General features: G+C 37.8%; 11 protein-coding genes. 4 read left to right on the top strand and 7 right to left on the bottom strand.

Going from position 1 to position 16,259, the window contains the following annotated elements; all coding sequences use genetic code 11:
• A complete protein-coding gene (locus tag CV014_RS29950) occupies positions 1-132 on the bottom strand; it encodes a hypothetical protein (protein ID WP_268964574.1) in 132 nt (43 codons plus the stop codon).
• A gap of 333 nt (positions 133-465) precedes the next feature.
• Here CV014_RS29950 and CV014_RS09440 point away from each other — a divergent pair, with 333 nt between their 5' ends.
• Complete coding sequence (locus CV014_RS09440; protein WP_236141788.1) at positions 466-6,051, top strand: trifunctional serine/threonine-protein kinase/ATP-binding protein/sensor histidine kinase; 5,586 nt, start codon at positions 466-468, stop codon at positions 6,049-6,051.
• 389 nt (positions 6,052-6,440) lie between these two features.
• Here the strand turns inward: CV014_RS09440 and CV014_RS09435 are convergent, their stop codons facing one another.
• From CV014_RS09435 to csaB, 5 genes are all read right to left on the bottom strand, one after another.
• Entirely contained in the window at positions 6,441-7,991 is a 1,551-nt protein-coding gene (locus tag CV014_RS09435) for a flavin-containing monooxygenase (protein WP_236141787.1), read from the bottom strand.
• A gap of 142 nt (positions 7,992-8,133) precedes the next feature.
• Entirely contained in the window at positions 8,134-9,837 is a 1,704-nt protein-coding gene (locus CV014_RS09430) for an NAD(P)/FAD-dependent oxidoreductase (RefSeq protein ID WP_236141786.1), read from the bottom strand.
• A 189-nt stretch (positions 9,838-10,026) separates the two neighbouring features.
• Entirely contained in the window at positions 10,027-10,272 is a 246-nt protein-coding gene (locus tag CV014_RS09425; protein ID WP_236141785.1) for a hypothetical protein, read from the bottom strand.
• Positions 10,273-10,456: 184 nt separating this feature from the next.
• A complete protein-coding gene (locus tag CV014_RS09420) occupies positions 10,457-11,200 on the bottom strand; it encodes a hypothetical protein (RefSeq protein ID WP_236141784.1) in 744 nt (247 codons plus the stop codon).
• Positions 11,201-11,860: 660 nt separating this feature from the next.
• Positions 11,861-12,898: a polysaccharide pyruvyl transferase CsaB gene (gene csaB, locus CV014_RS09415; protein ID WP_236141783.1), complete on the bottom strand. Its 1,038-nt coding sequence runs from the start codon at positions 12,896-12,898 to the stop codon at positions 11,861-11,863.
• Between the two features lie 251 nt (positions 12,899-13,149).
• Here csaB and CV014_RS09410 point away from each other — a divergent pair, with 251 nt between their 5' ends.
• The 3 genes from CV014_RS09410 (at position 13,150) to hisA (ending at position 14,646) form a co-directional block, all read left to right on the top strand.
• Positions 13,150-13,497 (top strand): DUF2499 domain-containing protein, encoded by a 348-nt coding sequence (locus tag CV014_RS09410; protein WP_103139086.1) that lies wholly within the window; start codon positions 13,150-13,152, stop codon positions 13,495-13,497.
• Positions 13,494-13,781, top strand: a complete 288-nt coding sequence (locus CV014_RS09405) for a DUF3593 domain-containing protein (protein WP_103139087.1) — start codon at positions 13,494-13,496, stop codon at positions 13,779-13,781. The genes CV014_RS09410 and CV014_RS09405 overlap by 4 nt, the downstream gene beginning before the upstream one ends.
• A 91-nt stretch (positions 13,782-13,872) precedes the next feature.
• Positions 13,873-14,646 carry a 1-(5-phosphoribosyl)-5-[(5-phosphoribosylamino)methylideneamino]imidazole-4-carboxamide isomerase gene (hisA, locus tag CV014_RS09400; protein ID WP_103139088.1) on the top strand — a complete coding sequence of 258 codons (774 nt, stop codon included), beginning with the start codon at positions 13,873-13,875 and terminating at the stop codon, positions 14,644-14,646.
• 519 nt (positions 14,647-15,165) lie between these two features.
• Here hisA and CV014_RS09395 read toward each other — a convergent pair.
• Positions 15,166-16,245: a hypothetical protein gene (locus CV014_RS09395; RefSeq protein WP_236141782.1), complete on the bottom strand. Its 1,080-nt coding sequence runs from the start codon at positions 16,243-16,245 to the stop codon at positions 15,166-15,168.
• Between the last annotated feature and the right edge of the window lie 14 nt (positions 16,246-16,259).

Genomic DNA, 16,259 nt, shown 5'->3' with positions numbered 1-16,259 from the left:
TCACTGAAACAGTGCTGAGTGCTGAGTAGTGAGTTCTGAGTAGTGAGTGCTGAGTGCTGAGTAGAAAGTGAAATTAGTTGCACGGGCTGAACGTCGTGCTACTACTAACAGCACTTTCAAGTCAGCACTCATGAAATTTGCTTGTGCATTATTCTCTTTAACTTTAAAAGCGATATACCACACATTAATAAGAGATAACTTTTAGGATTTTAAAAATGTTAAAACTCTAAGATTATCAGTATATTTACTATCAAATTAACCATCATTGAAATTCCTATTTATTTTTTGAGTATAACTTCCTATAACCTCTCATTAATTGTTAAAAGTTATCTAAAAAAATACCTTCTTTTCCCCTACACCCCTACACCCTTATACCCCTACGCCCCTATTTATTACTCATTGATGTTCCTAGATGCTAAATGGGAATAATACGTCATATAGATAATTGCGTGAGTAAAAATTTGTATGGCAGTTTCATTAGAGACAAGTTTTGTAATTCCAGGCTATCGCTTCGCAGAGCAAATATACATAGGTAGCAAAACCATTGTCTATCGAGCTATTCGGTCAGCAGATGAAACACCAGTCATCATTAAACTGATGCGGAAAGAAAATCCCAATCTCAATGAAATTGCTCAGTTTCATAATCAATACACCATCACCAAAAATCTAGACATTCCAGGGATTATTAAACCCCTAAATATTGAAAATTATGGCGACCACTACGCCATAGTTCTGGAAGATATGGGCGGAATATCTCTATCAGAATGGCGACGACAAAACGGTATTAGTCTAGAGGAATTCTTCTCGATAGCCATCAAAATAGTCACTATCCTAGAAAAAATACATAAAGCCAGAATTATTCACAAAGATATCAAACCTGCCAATATCTTAATTAACCCAGAAACACAAGAAATTAGAATTATAGATTTCAGTATCGCCAGCTTGCTACCAAGGGAAATTCAATTACTGAAAAACCCCAACGTCTTAGAAGGAACACTAGCGTATATATCCCCTGAACAAACCGGTAGGATGAATCGAGGTGTTGACTATCGTAGTGACTTTTATTCTTTGGGAGTAACCTTTTTTGAACTACTCACAGGAGAATTACCTTTTAGTAGCAAAGATCCAATGGAGTTGGTCTACTGTCATATTGCCAAAATCCCACCAAGATTAGGTCACAAAATTGAAATTCCGCAAGCTCTGGCAGATATTGTCATGAAATTAATGGCAAAAAATGCCGAAGACCGTTATCAAAGTGCCTATGGACTAATTCATGATTTAGAAATTTGTCAACAGCAGTGGCAAACTACAAAACAGATTACACAGTTTAATTTAGCAACTAAAGATATTGCTGACTGTTTTCTTATTCCTGAAAAACTCTATGGTCGTCAAACAGCAGTAGAAAATTTGTTAGCTGCTTTTGAGCGTGTTACCCAGGGGAAAACAGAATTGGTATTAGTTGCGGGTGCTTCTGGAGTAGGGAAAACTGCTGTGGTGAATGAGGTACATAAGCCTATTGTTCGCCAACGTAGTTATTTTATTCAAGGTAAGTTTGAACAATTGCAAAGAGATATTCCTTTATTTGCTTTTGTGCAAGCATTTAAAGATTTAATTGGGCAAATTTTAAGTGAATCTGATGCTCAAATTCAGACTTGGAAAACTCAGATTCTATCGGCTTTGGGTGAACAAGCTCAAGTCATTATTGATCTAATTCCAGATTTGGAACTAATTTTGGGTGAACAGCCTGCGGTGACGGTGTTAGCTGGTAGTGCGGCAGAACATCGATTAAATTTATTATTGCAACGATTTATCCAGGTGTTTACAGCCAATGAACGTCCCTTAGTGCTGTTTTTAGATGATTTGCAGTGGGCTGATGCTGCATCTTTAAAGTTACTACAATTATTAATGTCTCCCTCAGAATCAACTTTGAAGGTGTCTGAGTCTCATCTAAGTGAAAATTCTCACTCCGGTTTATTATTAATTGGTACATATCGTGACTATGAGATTATCCCAGGGCATCCTTTAGAACTGACAATTAATGAAATGCTAAAGTCTGGTGATAGCTTACAAATTATGACTTTAGCTACCTTAACATTTGGAGATTTAACTCATCTTGTCACTGACACATTACATTGCCCAGAAAATCTGGCTATTCCTCTCACGCAAGTTATCTTTGCTACTACTCAAGGTAATCCTTTCTTTACTCATCAATTTCTAAAATATCTATATCAAGAAAATATCATTGAGTTTAATCATCATCTTGAATATTGGCATTGTGACATTAGCAAAGTTGAAGCCTTGCAACTAACAGATGATGTAGTTGAATTTATGAAAATTCAATTACTGAAGCTACCACAATCAACACAGAAAGCATTACAACTAGCAGCTTGTATTGGGCATCATTTTGATTTAAAGACTTTAGCAATCGTTTATGAAAAGTCTTTAGCTGAGACTATATCAGATTTACGTGCAGCGAGATTAGAAGGGATGATTTTACTGCAATCTGAAGTTTATCAGTTATTAGAAGTTAATACTGAACCACAGTATCAGTTAGTTAATTCAGAACAGGACGAATCTACAAATTCTCGTTATCAATCATCTCAATGCCAATTTGTTCACGATCGCATCCAACAAGCTGCCTATTCTCTCATTCCAGAGCAGCAAAAATTATCACTACATTTCAAAATAGGCAAATTACTATTAGATCATACTCCTACTAGTAAATTAGAAGACAATATTTTTGGTATTGTCAATCAATTAAACATGGCAATACAGTTAATTGTAGAGCCTAGTGAACGCATTCAACTAGCCGAGATGAATCTCCAAGCTGGACGTAAGGCTCTAATTTCTACAGCCTATCCCTCAGCTAGAAAATATTTAAATACAGGTATTCAATTACTACCTAACCAACGTTGGGATACTGACTATCATCTCACTTTAGCTTTATATGAAACCGCCACCGAAACATCATATCTAGCTGGTGACTTCGAGCAAATGGAAGCATTAGCACAAGTCGTATTATCAAACGCAAAAACCAAAATAGACCAACTGAAAATTTATGATGTCAAGATTAGAAACTATAGTTCTCAAGGTAAAGCACTAGAAGCCATTGAGATGGCGTTAGATTTCTGTCAGGTTTTAGGCGTGAAATTTCCTGAAAATCCTAGCCAATTAGATGTACAAAAGGAAATTCAAAAAATCTACAGTAATTTAGCTCACAGGTGCATTGAAGATTTAATTGATTTACCAGAGATGCAAGATGTTGAAGCATTAGCTTTGATGCGAGTTCTCGCTAGTGCATTTAGTTCTTTTTACCAAGCTTTCCCAGCCCTGATGCCATTGGTATGTTTAAAACAAATAGATTTATCATTACAGTTTGGTAATTCTCCTTTATCAGCATTTGCATACGCCATTTATGGATTTATGCTTTGTGGTGTAGTTGGTGATATTGCATCTGGTTATCAGTTTGGTAAGTTAGCTGTCAATTTAGCTCACAAATGTAATAACAAAGAAGTCAAAGCCAAAAGTATGGGGACTTTTAACTCCCATATTAGTCACTGGCAAATTCATCTGAGAGACACATTAAAGCACTTCTTAGAAACCTATACAGTTGCCCTAGAAACTGGAGATTTAGAATTTGCAGCTTTTTCGCTACAAAATTACGGTTATTCAGCATTTTTCCTGGGTAAAGAACTAGTATGTCTCCAACCAGAATTAGCCAAATATAGCTCTGCAATCAAGCAAATTAATCAAGAAAAAGTATTTTATTGGCAGGAAATTTATCATCAGACAGTCTTGAATTTGCTGGAAAATAGAGAAAATAGCTCTGATTTATTGGGAGAGGTATACGATGAAGTGAAAATGCTGCCCATCCACCTCAAAGATAATGATGGCATAGCTATTTTACACTTGTATTTATGTAAGACTTATCTCTGCTATCTGTTTCAGGACTATAGCAAAGCCTGGGAAAATACCAAAAAAATGGCAGAGTTCTTACATGGTGGTGTAGGGACTTTAAGTTACACTCAATTTCATTTTTATGATTCTCTAGTACGTTTAGCTGTATATATTGATGTAAGCGCATCTGAACAACAGGAAATTTTGGCGCAAGTCAAAGTTAATCAAGAAAAACTCCAGCATTGGGCAAGTTATGCACCGATGAATTATTTACATAAATTTCATTTGGTAGAAGCTGAGTATCATCGCGTATTAGATAATAAAACAGCAGCAATGGATAACTATGAGCGTGCTATAAATTTAGCTAAAGAAAATGATTATATTCATGAAGCAGCTTTAGCTTGTGAATTAGCGGCTCAATTCTATTTAGCATGGGGAAAACAAAGAATAGTACCCAACTATTTAACTGATGCTTATCGCGCTTATCAACGTTGGGGTGCAGTTGCTAAAGTCAAACACCTCCAAAAACGCTATCCCCAACTACTCGCACCGATAATTCAGCAAGAAATGCTTAAAACTCATGTTGTTAGCAAACGAGAACCAATTACTGTCTCTATGCTGACATCTTTGTCTGCAACTAAAACTAGTGAAACCGTGATTAGTTCTCACACTAGTGTTTCTGAGATGCTGGATTTAGGGAGTGTGATTAAAGCCTCACAGTTACTCTCTGGAGAAATTGAATTAGAACAATTACTTTCTACTTTAATGGCTGTGGTGATGGAAAATGCTGGCGCATCAAAAGCAGTATTGATGTTGAGTGAAAGTGAGACAGATTTCCAAGTAACGTCCGTAAGTTCTAGTGCTGAGAGTGGGAATATCTTGACTGATTTCCCCTCAATTAATTTAGAAGATAGTCAAGATATTCCCCTGACTCTAATTAATTATGTCAAACGCACCAAAGAAATATTTGTCAGTGATCATGCAAAAACAGTAGCATTTTTAGCAGGCGATCGCTATATCCAAAACCAACGACCCCAAAGCCTAGTTTGCATTCCCATTATCAATCAAGGTAAGTTACTAGGCATGATGTACCTGGAGAATAATCTTAGCATTGGGGCATTCACACGCGATCGCATTGAAGTCCTCAAACTCATCACCACCCAAGCTGCTATCTCTTTAGAAAATGCTATTCTCTACGAAAATCTCGCCACCGCCAATCAACGTTTAGAAGAACAAAACCACACCCTAGAACAAAAAGTTGCCCAGAGAACTCAAGAATTAGAAGAGAAAAATCAATATTTACAACAAACTTTACTAGAATTACAACGCACCCAAACTCAACTAGTGCAAAGTGAAAAAATGTCCTCCTTGGGACAAATGGTAGCCGGAATTGCCCACGAAATTAATAATCCCATTAACTTTATTCATGGCAATATTAATCATGCCCATGACTATGTACAAGACTTGCTAGATTTAGTCGATATTTATCAACAAGAATATCCCCAACCCTCTGATGTCATCGCTGAAAAATCTCAAGAAATAGATATTAATTTCCTGGTGCAAGACTTGCCCAAAGTGCTTGAGTCCATGAAAATTGGCAGTTCTCGTATTCGTAATATTGTCATAGGGTTACGCAATTTCTCCCGTCTAGATGAATCAGAGATGAAACCCGTAGATATACATGAAGGTATTGAAAGTACCCTCATGATTTTACAGCACAGACTCAAAGAAAAGAGTGATGCACCAGAAATTTTAGTGACAAAAGACTATACTCAATTGCCATTAGTAAATTGTTATGCAGGGCAATTAAATCAAGTCTTTATGAATATCATTAGCAATGCTATTGACGCATTAGAAGATTCCAGATTACCGGTTACTGAAAAAGTCGAAAATCTTCAAATTAACATTAAAACTGAGTTGTTAGCATCAAATACAGTCAGAGTGAGCATTACTGATAATGGTTCTGGGATGACAGAAACAACCAAACAAAAAATATTTGACCCATTTTTCACTACGAAGCCTATCGGTAGCGGCACAGGTTTAGGTTTATCAATTAGCTATCAAGTAGTAGTAGAAAAACACAAAGGCCAGTTAACTTGTAATTCCATACTGGGTCAAGGAACTGAATTTTTAATTGATATTCCCATTCAATAGACCTGTTTTAAAAATGGGAATTGGGGATTGGGTATGGAAAAATTAATTTTTATTGTTTCGTTGAAAGTAAGTAGAACGGTGTAAATAATTCAAGGTTTGTAGTGAGGACTTTAGTCCTCTAATAAGGACTGAAGTCCTTACTACGAACTAGATTCCAATTTTTTTACATGACTTCACATAGTTTGGTTTTTTCAAGTCGTTCTACTTATAGCTCATGGAATCTTGGGCAAAATTCATGATTATAGTGTCCTTATTGGCATCTTTGCGCCTACTCTAAGATTTCCGTATCGATATGCGCGAAACAAAAAAATACACCCCAGTTTATAGGGTGTATATTAGTTATGACAGTAGAATATAAATTTAAAATACTAATGACTAATGACTAATGACTATTGACTAACACCAACCGTTTCACGAGGCTTGATAGTAAAACTATCCACATAAGAACGCCTTCTTAACTTTAAAGTCTGCCTAATTCGTTGATAGTTAGCTGGAGACATAGGTGAGATATTCTTGAGTATTTGTTGCCAAATTGGTGAATTATCTACTATCCCCATATCACTCATCAATTCATCAATATAATGAAAGCTAAACGGGAATATTGATGTACCATGATGTAAGCCATATTCCCATTCTTGCTTTTTCCATTGCCACTCTAAAGCTATTTCTTCTAACATCTTTTGTGGCGTAGGTAAATTGAGATTACCTTGGAAATATTCCAGTAACCACTGAGAATTAATATCTGATGTTAGGGGACAGAATTTGCTGGAGTTGTAACCCACAAAGCCAAGGTTGGAAATATTAGGGTGAATAATATTGCGGTAAAGTTGAAAATTTCCTTGTTTATCTATTAAAGTCTGACGATCATCTGCTGCTAAAAACGGTACATCTTGACGAAATCCTGTACCGAATACCACAATATCCGCAGGTATATGTTCTCCAGTAGCTAACTCTACACCACCAGCAACAAACCGTTTAATTTCAGTTTTTTTCGCTTGAATCTTCCCAGAAGCAACATACTGATAAAAATTAGGAGTTTCTAAAGCGATAGAAGAAACCACCCATTTAGTCAGGGGTTGATCAGGAATCATTCCGTAAGCATCTAACTTCAATTGATAGCGGAGTAATATTTCATTAATACGCCAAAAAGCCCAGACTAATGGCTTACCAATACTGTGTAATAGCCATTCCATACCCTCTAATTTACGATATGGTAGCCAACTTTCAGCAAAGCGCGTTAACAAAACATACTTAATATTTACTTTTCCCAAGAAGAATTTAGGAATCTTCCAAGGTATTTGACGAAACACCATTGTGCATTTCGCAGATACATTAGCAGATAGAGTGGCGATGTCAGTCGCAGATTTACCCAGACCTACTACAACCACCCGTTTACCTTCCACTATCGAGGCGTTATTAAATTCTGTGGTGTGTAATACTTGACCCCCAGCAGCGATAAATTCTTCTTTTCCAGGTAGAGGAGGTTGGTAAGGAATATTAAAAATTCCAGTACACACAACTACAAAATCAAATTCTAACTGTTCCTGTTGAAGTTCTCCAGAAACCTGATCACGAAACCGAATATTAACTAACCATTTTGGTATTTCTGAAGTTTTTCTGGTGACTTGAGTTACTTCCGTTTGAAAACGGATTCTGGGGGTTACACCAAAATATTCGGCATAAGATATTAAGTAATTGCGTGTTTGCTCTGCGGTCGGCCATTCTGGATAGGATGCAGGCATGGGATAATCAGGGAAGGCATAGGTATCGCGGGGGCTTTGAATAGTCAACCCTGGATAGACTCTAGATTTTTCCCACACACCACCTATTCCCGCTTGTGTTTCAAACACAGTAACTTCATAGCCAGTCTCTATAAAGTTTCTTGCTGTGACTAATCCACTAACGCCAGCCCCAATCACACATACTTTCTTTGTTTGCATTATTAGTTTTGTCCTGTATTCAGAGGGAATAGGGAATAGGGAATGGGGAATGGGGAATGGGGAATGGGGAATGGGAAAAAGCTTTACTACTTCCCTGTTCCCTACCCCCACCAAAGAATTTTTTCCGCAAGCCCTAAGCAAATTAGTTACGACCGGAGTAATGTAATTGACCTTCAACGGGCATAGAAATTTTCAGTGGTGGTTTCTCAGGATTTAAAGAGGCTTTTACCCAACCTTCTAAAGCCATAACTTCTAAGCAGAACATTGTATGCTGGATGGCGACGCGGAGATGTTCGGCGGGGAAGCGGTTCTTGAACAAACTAATGAGGTAATGATAAATTTGCTCAATATCAGATGTACGGCTGAGAATATCAATTAATAAACCATAAAGACCAGTAATCGGTAAGCGATCGCCGTTTTCTCTGCGGTAGCATTTTACTCGTGTAATTTCACCGTTGCTATAAACAGCAACAAATTCTTCTTGGGTATCGTCGATGCTTAACTCAAAGACGTTGTAACCGCTAATTTCCCAAGGTAATTCCTCCTTGGAGAAACGCTGTACCATCTGTTTCATCGCCCCTAAGTCAAAGCCACCAATGACAGCTTGACCAACAATATCATTGGTAAAACCACCTTGGGCTAACCAGCGAAAAGCTTCGGCGGGACTGAGATTTAAGCCGGCTTCTTTGGCGATGGTTTGACAGTGGTCATATAAGTCTGTAAATTGACCGTTGGCAGCATACCAGTAATCTGCAAAGCGGATATGCTGTTGGACGCGACGGCGTTGATTATGGTCGTATTGGCTTTTTAACCAATCTGCATCATATTGATTTTGGAGTAGTGCAGATATGGTGTATGCCAATTCCTTACCTCCCACATGGGTAAGAGTTAAACCCGCAGATAAAATCGGATCAGCAAAACCTGCGGCTTCTCCCACTAAAAACCAGTTTTCCCCTGTGGTTCTCTCTGCGAGGAAAGACCAATCTTTCGTAATCTCAATATTACCTCTACTACTAGCATTAGCCAACAGCTTAGAAATTAGTGGTTCATCTTGGAGTGCTTGATGATAAATCTCTGCGGCTGATTTTTTCGCTTGTTTGTAATAGCTAGCTGGACAAACAAAACCAACACTAGTACGGGTGGGGCTGAGGGGAATAAACCAAATCCATCCGTGTGGTAAGCTCATGATCTGTATGCGAGTCCCACCCACACCAATTTCTACCGCCCACTCTGCATTTTCCCAATAATCCCAGATGGCGACATTTTGCAGTTGTGTAGGACATTCTGTTTGCACACCTACAGCCTTTCGCAATACACCCACATGGCCAGAACCATCAACGTAGTAAGTTGCAGTGATTGTTTCTTCAGTATTTAATTGTAAGGCCGTGATGCGATCGCCCTGTGTATCCACTTTCACAACTGCTGTTTGTTCTCTGACTTCACATCCCACTTCTTCAGCATGACGCAGCAGAATCTCATCATAAACTGCCCGGTCTACTTGAAACGCTGTTTGTTTGCGTTGTCCTGTAAACTTGGCTGGACGAGGTTCATCTTTAAATTCCTCTAGACGTAAAAAGTGAAACTCCCAAGGTTCTGGATCTTTTCCCCAGCGATAGTTACCCCCAACTTTAATGGGGAAATTAGCAGCTTCTACTTTATCCCAACATCCCATCTCATCAAGGATTTCACTAATCTGCGGTAGCTGACTTTCACCCACATGATCCCGTGGAAACTTTTCTTTTTCCAGAATTAATACACGCAATTGAGGATTATACTTCTTCAATAGAGTGCCAGTTGTGCTACCTGCGGGGCCACCACCAACAATTACAACATCATAATGGTTCATAAGAATTTGGGATTTGTGAAGAGTAAATTTTGCACTGCAACAATCACTGTCAAACCATAGACACTTGCTTGCATCTAACTATTAGCTTCTCCATCAAAGAGAGTTTTCTACTTTAATAGAGGATACTGAAAACACACCTACCCATAGGAAAGTTTCAGTATGCTAATAGTTAGACGAGCAATCTAGTTTTTAACTTTGTGCATTGCTCATAGCAGGATGCTTAATATCTAAATTTTCAGTCCAAGTGTGGGAAAATTCTAAATTTTCAGTCCAAGTGTGGGAAATATCCAAATTTTCAGTCCAAGTGTGGGAGATATCTAAATTTTCAGTCCAAGTGTGGGAGATATCTAAATTCTCAGTCCAGGTGTGGGAAATATCCAAATTCTCAGTCCAGGTGTGAACGATGTCAAGGGTTTTTTGTTGTACGTTAGACATGATATTGATCCTCAGTCAGTGGGTAAATTTCGGGTAGGTGCTAAACATAAGAACTCTGCTATATTCAGGCACAACAACTTAGACTACTTTCAAGCATTAACTTGTAGTAATCAATGTATATTGCATATAGTTTGTTAGGGATAAATTTAAATGTCTATGAATTTATCCCCAGATAATAATTCAGTTAAGCGGCTGAGACAGTATTATTGATCTGAGATATCTGCTTCAGTTCTAGCTGCTCATCATGAGTGATGGCATATTGAAAAAGTGCATTGACTAATTCTGTAATTAGGGAAAATATCTTATCTGCCAGTTCTAAAGCAGACTGAGATTGCAATGGTGTCAATTCCAAGCTTTGTAGGGAAGTTTCTATATTATCTGTACCTGTAGTATGACCAGTTTCTACAGCTAGATGGAATCCTCCAAAATACAGATATTTATTTCCTGTGATTAATTGCAGTTCTTGGGCAACTTTCGCAGCCTGAGTAAATACAATATTACCTGTAGATTCTAAGACCTCAATCATTACTAGTTTATGGAGAGGATCTGATTGCCACGCATGAAAAAATAACTGATGAATTACCCATCGAGGTATTTGAGTTTCTTCATCCCACAAGAATTTTACAGTGTCACTGAATTTTGATGAGCAGTCAAAGCCCAGTTTTTCTATGTCTGAAAGAAACCATAGCCAGTGATGATCATCCTCTTCAGTATGTTTATTAATTAGTATCTGAATTGGATCATTACTTGTCAAATCCCGAAAGGCATATTTATTGAGTTCTCCAAATCCCATAATAAAAGGTGTGGCGCAAGGACTCCAAGCCAATCTTTTGATTGGTGATATACTCGTGTCTTGCATCAATTTCAACAAAGGTAAATGGGCAAATTCTTGCTTCTTGACATCAATGAATGCAAGTATTTCCTTCATATTTAATTGCCCTATCTCAGATAAATAATTTAGCTGTGGAAAAATCATGAAAACGTAGCACTCATAATTTTGCTAGTTTTTCTGCTTACTGAATATCTTGAGTGCTAAAAATGGAATCCAGATGAACTTATTAACTATTTTTTAATATTTTTCTTTTAATAAAGATATCCGTGTGATTCGCTATTTTTGTATGTAAAATAGTCTACATTAATACAATGTAACTTTAAACACTAAGTTTTATAAGTTACCGAGGATAAGAATACGAGATTTTCATCAGGTATATATTTTCATTAAGTGTTGTTATTGAACAGAATACACCTCAATCTATTTTATTTTTTCAGAAAATAAAAGTGACACAAAATACAAAATCTATTGTGGATTATACTGTAATATCAATTTTTGATGACAATTAAGAATTTGTGAAATCTGGGCTTTTGCAGATTTTAAGCAAAAAACAAAGCGGAAAATCCTATATTTATGTTTATGTAACCAGCAAATAAGCAACTTGATAGTGTATTAGTTGACGTAGTTGATATTACATATGACATTTTTCTAGTTATTCATATTTCAAGATCAATCAAAAGGTAGATGATAAAAAGTTGAATACTAATTATGCTCTTATTGAGGTTTGTTATTTACCTCTAAAATGTGCGTAAAAATTTAACTAAAAACTTCACACAATAAATTACTATGTTGCAATGCACCATCTATGAGTATTTGGATAGTTCCAGATGAGATTGCCTGACCATTAGTGTAATATTCTATCCAAGTTTGACTAATTAACTGTGGTTCATCTGGTAAATTAACTAAGTCCCAGCCAGGTATCATCAAATCTTCCATTAAACGATTAACTTTGGGGTCATAACTCAAAGCAAAACAGCGACAGCCTTCAGCCGCAGCCATAATTAAACTGTGGAGTCGCATTCCAATCACCATTTCTACATCTCGAAATACGCCTTTTAATATCTGCGGATCTTCAAGAGACAAAATCTGACTGACATCTGCAAGGTGTGGCTGTATAGCTTGAGCAATTTCCAGGTCTTCACTTTTTTGAAATGGTAGCAAAATGATAAAAGTCTGTGTAGCTTTTTGAAACTCTACTAGAGCATGAATTAAATTAGCTAAACGTACTTCTGTTAATTGGGGATGCTTCCTTAAAGTGACAGCAACTCTAGGCTGGGGTAAGTCCCAAATTGCGGGTACTGGTTTAGCAGCTAAAGCCCAGACAGGATCAGGTGCGACGATGTGGGGGATTTGCCAATCAGATAATAAAGCTGCACTGGCGCGATCGCGTACACTGACTTTAGTACAACCAGTAAAATTTTGTCTTGCTAACCATCGAGTTTGGGGACGCAGCAAAGGGCCAATACCCTGCGCCCATGCGATAGTTTTTAAACCCATACTTTGAGCTAACGCCATCAACCCCCCATAGTAAAAGGGGCTTATAGTGCTAGTAACATCCTGAATCAAACTCCCTCCACCCCAAATCAAAGCATCACAGGAACGTAAAGCTTGCAATACAGCCAGGGGTGACATTCGGTCATAGGCTTCTACATTATAGCGATCGCGCGTTTGTTCTGGATTGCCCGACAACACCACAGGCGTGACATGAGATGGTAGCATTTGCAGGAGTGTAGCTAACAAAGCCTCATCACCACCATTTCCTTTACCGTAATACCCAGATAATAGCGATCGCATCTTTACCACAAAAAATTTTGAATGTCGGATTTAAGGTTATCAACTTTTTCACAGTAGTTCACCAAATGTCAGCCATCTTGCTACAAAAAGTTGAATAAGCCTGTGAGAAGATTAAGTGAGTGCTAAGTCATAAGTGCTGAGTCATGAGTGCTGAGTGCTGAGTGCTGAGTTCTGGGTGTTAAAGTCTAATAACTAATGACTAATGACCAATGACTATTGACTAATGACTATTGACCATTGACTAACTTTCTATGCACGCTCTTTCAATTCCCACTTGGATTATTCATGTTTCTAGCGTCATTGAGTGGATGGCGGCGATTTGGTTAATTTGGACTTATGGCGAACTCACCGGAAATCGTAGCTGGTGGGGATTGTCTTTGGGGATGTTACCAGCTTTGGTGAGTGCTATGTGTGCTTGCACTTGGCATTATTACGACAATGCTGAATCTTTAGAATGGTTAGTAACCTTGCAAGCTACCATGACTGTAGTTGGTAATTTTACCCTTTGGGCTGCGGCGGTGTGGATTTGGCGTGAATCCCGTAGTACCAAGACAGAAACAGATTCTTTTGAGCCGAAATCTATTAAATCAGAGCGATGATATCGAAAGACACCCTTTTTGCCTTATCACTGTTTCCTTACCTGGGTTTCTTGTGGTTTATCACCCGCAGTCAACAACTACCCCGTCTAGCATTGTATGGATTTTACGGGACGTTGGTTTTTGTTGCAGTAACAATTCCCGCCGGCATATACGCCAAAATTCATTATGGCGAAGCCTTAGCTAACATCGATTGGCTACATGGTGGTGCAGAAGTTTTCTTGACACTTTCTAATATTTTGGTTGTCTTGGGCTTCCGTCAAGCTGTGATGCAGTTGAAGAAGTAGGGATTGGGGACTGGGCAGGGGGAAGGGGGCAGGGGACAGGGGGCAGGGAGATAAAACTAATGACTAATGACTATACAGGGAAAAATTTACTATGGATGTCATCCCAGCAATTGATTTATTAGATGGTCGTTGTGTGCGACTATATCAGGGAGACTACGATCGCTCTCAGGTTTTTAGTGAAAATCCTGTGGATGTGGCTAAACAATGGGCAGATCAAGGTGCTACTAGATTGCACATTGTAGATTTAGATGGTGCAAAGGCTGGTAAGGTAGTAAACTTGCAGGCGATTGAAGCGATCGCACAAGCAATTTCTATCCCCATTGAAATTGGTGGTGGACTGCGTGACCAAGCTAGTGTACAACAAGTATTTGATTTGGGTGTACGCTGGGCGATTCTCGGTACTGTCGCTGTTGAGCAACCCCAATTAGTACAACAACTTTGTCAAGAGTTTCCTGACAAAATTATTATTGGCATTGATGCGCGCAATGGATTAGTAGCGACTCGCGGTTGGTTGGAAACTTCCCAAGTATTAGCTACCCAACTCGCTGTGCAGATGCAAGAACTGGGAGCGGCCGCAATCATTTACACTGATATTCACCGTGATGGGACTCTCGAAGGGCCAAACCTAGAAGCATTGCGAGAACTCGCTGCTGCAATTTCTATTCCTGTGATTGCGTCTGGGGGTGTTAGTTCAGTGACTGATTTGTTGAGTTTATTGGCTCTCGAACCCCAAGGCGTTACAGGTGTAATTGTCGGGCGCGCTTTGTATACTGGTGATATTTCGTTAAGAGAAGCATTACAAGCGATCGGTTCAGGACGAATTCAAGATATCCCACCTAATTTAGATTTTTCTTCTTTCGCTTAATATTAACTGCCAAATTACTGATTGTCATTTCTGGAAAACGCTCTGGCACCGTTGTAGCTTTAAATATAGAAAGTTAATCAACGGTTTGTCTATCTTTCTTTATTACTGTAACTGCACGGTTGTATAAATGCAGTCAAATTTACTGGTTAATTGCTCTAGTTCTATTTCCTAAATCTAATTGGGTTTCCTTCTCTTAAGAGGCGTAAAATTAATTACGTCTCTTTTTTATTATGTAAAAATTTTAACTATTTTCAGAAAATAGCCATATGCTAGATGTAGATAAACATTGTCTTTAATTACACTACTTCGCCTTATGTCTAGCCAACAACCTAATTCCAAACAACCACCCAATCAAAAAACAACTAACACCAGTAAGACTAGAAAGAAACCCCTCAATAACGGTCGTCCAGATAAAACAGACCATTAAACCCAATAAAATAGTTTGTAGTAAGGACTTTAGTCCTTAGATGAGGACTTCAGTCCTCACTACAAACTTATTCAAAAAACTTCTGCACTCAATTATTTATTTTTAACTTGACTTTTAGCCTGTTCTAAAGCAATTTCTTTCATGGCTTGATAAGAATTAATATTTGCACTTCCTTCAATCGCTTTCACGGCTAAATCCTGAACTTGTCTGAGGGCAGATTCTAGTTGTTTAGAGAGATTTTGTAACCTACTTTCTTGGTTAGAAATTGTTTGTTCTAATGACTGTAAACGCTGTTCATAAAAGCGTTTTTGACCCTCTACTTCTTTGGCATACAAATCAGATTTAACTTTGGCTTGGTAATGAGCTATTCCTTTACCTTCTTCGGTCGCTCTTTTCACAGCCGCTTCTTTTTCCTTGGGAAAAGCCTCTACTTTAGTTTTATACTCATCAAATTGTTTTTCCCTTTCTGCAATTAATTTTTCTCGCTCACTCCACTGTTTTTCTGCTTCTTGCTGCGACGCTTCTAATTCTTGATATAAAACTTTCTGCTGTTGTTCATATTCTTCAATATTGAGTCGGCGTTGTAGTTCTAAATCATATTTATATTCTGCTGTGTCTCTTTGTCTATTCTTATTTAAATTATCGTTTCTTTCTTTGATTGTTATCTGATATTCTTCTTGTTCTTTTTGCCAGGCTGTTTTTTCTGCTAATACTTCTTGTGAGAGTAACTCATAACGCTGCTCAAATTCATCTTGATAAGCTTTAGAATTTTCTTCATAGCTGGTTATTAAAGTATCTAAAGTATCATCATTAATTTCTAAACTATGCAATTGTTTTAACTGCTCAACTTCCGTTTCTACAGAATTCCTAATTCCTTCTAATTTAGATGCTTGTGTAGTTAATTGTTCCGATAATTCATTAGCTGCACTACCAAATCCCAATTGAATTTTTGCTAGACTTTCAATTGTATAATTCATTTTCTGTTGAATAGTAGCAGCCTGATTCATAATTTTATTGGGTTCTGGTTTAGCTTGAGGTTGAGTAGCAGGTGGTTTTTCTTTTGTGGGTTGATTAATTTGTGATTTTAGTGATGATGTCTCCTTGAGTAAATCTTCATAGGCTTGAAGAATCTCGGCTTTGGTATTTTTATCTGTTAATTTCTTAGTAGCCATAAGTACCTCTTTTT

Origin of the sequence: Nostoc sp. CMAA1605 (assembly GCF_021596505.1) — a bacterium.
Taxonomy (GTDB): Bacteria; Cyanobacteriota; Cyanobacteriia; order Cyanobacteriales; family Nostocaceae; genus Trichormus.
The sequence above is the reverse complement of the archived record's forward strand: the minus strand, read 5'-3'. Positions and strand labels throughout refer to the sequence as shown.